Below are 2,150 nucleotides of genomic sequence, written 5' to 3'. Positions count from 1 at the left end.
GTCAGGGTGGCGACGCCGTCGTCGTCGACCGACCACAGGAAATGGGCCGCCTTGTAGTCGCGCGCCTTCATCCGTTCAGCTCCTCGTGCGTGGTGGCGTGGAGCGACCGCTTGGCGCGCTCCAGCAGGCGGGTCAGGTCGTCGGCCTCGGTCTCGGTCAGGTCGGCGAACAGGGCTTCGATCCAGCGTTCGTGGGCGCGGGCCATGGCCGCGAAGCGAGTCCGGCCCAGCGGCGTCAGGCGCACGCGCTGCACCCGGCGGTCGGCGCCCGCCATGGCCTCGATCAGGCCGTCGGTCTTGAGACGCGTCGCCAGCCCGGTGACGTTGCCGTTGGACACCATCAGCATGCCCGCGGCCTCGCCCATGGTCAGGCCCGCGGTGCCCGCGCGGTCCAGCGCCGAAAGCATGTCGAACCGGGGCAGGGTGGTGTCGAACTCGTCGCGGAGCCGCTGGGCCACGGTCTGCTCGATCCGGGTGGCGCAGGTCAGCAGGCGCAGCCACAGCCGCAGCGACCGCTTGCCGTCGGGCGCGCCGCCCAGTCTGTCCGGAAGGGAGGCGGCGGGGGTCACAGTTCGCCGCCCGCGACGGGAACGGCGGCGCCGTTGACGCCCGAGGCGCCGTCGCCGCACAGCCAGACGATGGTCGTCGCCACCTCGTCCGGGGTGATCAACCGGCCCTGCGGGTTGGACGCGGCCAAGGCTGCGCGGGCCTCTTGTTCAGTGCGGCCGGTCTTGCCCGTGATGGCCTCGACCGAACGGGCGACCAGATCCGTGTCGGTGAAGCCGGGGCAGACGGCGTTGACCGTGACGCCCTTGCTGGCGACTTCCAGCGCCAGCGCGCGTGTCAGGCCGACGAGGCCATGCTTGGCCGCGACATAGGCGGAGACGTAGGCGTAGCCCTTCAGTCCGGCGGTCGAGGCGACGTTGACGATCCGGCCCCAACGGCGGGTCAGCATGCCGGGCAGGACCAGCCGCGCGGCCTCTGCGGGCGCCTCCAGATTGAGGGCCAGCATGGCGCGCAGGGCCTCGGCGTCGGTCTTGAGGAAGGGGGCCGAGGTCGCGGCGCCGGCGTTGTTGATCAGGATGTCGACGGGCCCGAACCGGTCGCGACCGGCCTCGATGGCGGAGGCGAGCGCGTCCGGGTCGGTGACGTCGGCGGGGGCGGCGAAGGCCAGGTCGCCGATGCGGTCGGCGGTCTCGCTCAGGCGGGCGACGTGGCGGCCGATCAGGGTGACCTGGCAGCCGGCCTCGGCCAGCCGCTCGGCCGTGGCGCGGCCGATGCCCGAGCCGGCGCCCGTGACCACGGCGTGATGTCCGTCCAGGCTCATACGGGTCCCGCCTGCTGCTGACGTCCGAGGTTGCGGGCCAGCTGGGCGAAGCCGGCGCGGTACTGGACCGGCGGCTGGATGCCGCGCCAGCCCAGTTCGGCGGCGGCGCGCAGGCTCCAGTTCGGGTCGGCCAGATGCGGCCGGGCGAGGGCGCACAGGTCGGCGCGGCCGGCGGCGAGAATGCTGTTCACGTGGTCGGTCTCGTAGATGTTGCCGACCGCCATGGTGACCACGCCCGCCTCGTTGCGGATGCGGTCGCTGAGCGGGGTCTGGAACATGCGGCCGTAGACGGGGCGCGAATCCTCGGAGGTCTGGCCCGCGGAGACGTCGATCAGGTCGCAGCCCGCTTCGGCGAAGGCGCGGGCGATGGCGACGGAGTCCTCGGGCGTTAGCCCCTCCTCGACCCAGTCGCTGGCGGACAGGCGGACGGACATGGGCTTGTCGTCGGGCCAGACGGCGCGCATGGCGGCGAAGACTTCCAGCGGGAAGCGCAGGCGGTTTTCGACGGAACCGCCGTATTCGTCGGTGCGGTGGTTCGACACCGGGGTCAGGAAGGACGAGAGCAGATAGCCGTGGGCGCAGTGCAGCTCGACCATGTCGAAGCCGGCCTCGTCGGCCCAGCGGGTCGCCTGGACGAAATCATCCCGGACGCGCTCCATGTCGGCGCGGGTCATCTCGCGCGGAACCTGATCTTCGTCCGACCACGGAATGGGGGAGGGGGCAATGAGCTCCCAGCCGTCCACGAGCGGTCGATCCGCGCGCGGACCCCACGGCCGTTCGACCGATCCCTTGCGGCCGGCGTGCGCCAGTTGCATGGCGATGCG

Annotated in this window: 3 protein-coding genes; all 3 read right to left on the bottom strand. The window is 72.3% G+C overall.

What is annotated here, in order from left to right; genetic code table 11:
• Positions 1 to 67: 67 nt before the first annotated feature.
• A complete protein-coding gene (locus tag V6M42_RS12590) occupies positions 68 to 568 on the bottom strand; it encodes a MarR family winged helix-turn-helix transcriptional regulator (protein WP_332678786.1) in 501 nt (166 codons plus the stop codon).
• Complete coding sequence (locus V6M42_RS12585; protein WP_332678784.1) at positions 565 to 1,326, bottom strand: SDR family NAD(P)-dependent oxidoreductase; 762 nt, start codon at positions 1,324 to 1,326, stop codon at positions 565 to 567. The genes V6M42_RS12590 and V6M42_RS12585 overlap by 4 nt, the downstream gene beginning before the upstream one ends.
• Positions 1,323 to 2,150 (bottom strand): oxidoreductase (locus V6M42_RS12580; protein ID WP_442880967.1); only part of this gene is annotated, 828 nt, incomplete at its 5' end. The genes V6M42_RS12580 and V6M42_RS12585, both read right to left, overlap by 4 nt.

This window comes from Brevundimonas sp. (genome assembly GCF_036677305.1).
Taxonomy (GTDB): Bacteria; Pseudomonadota; Alphaproteobacteria; order Caulobacterales; family Caulobacteraceae; genus Brevundimonas.
This window is presented reverse-complemented; position numbering and strand designations above follow the sequence as displayed.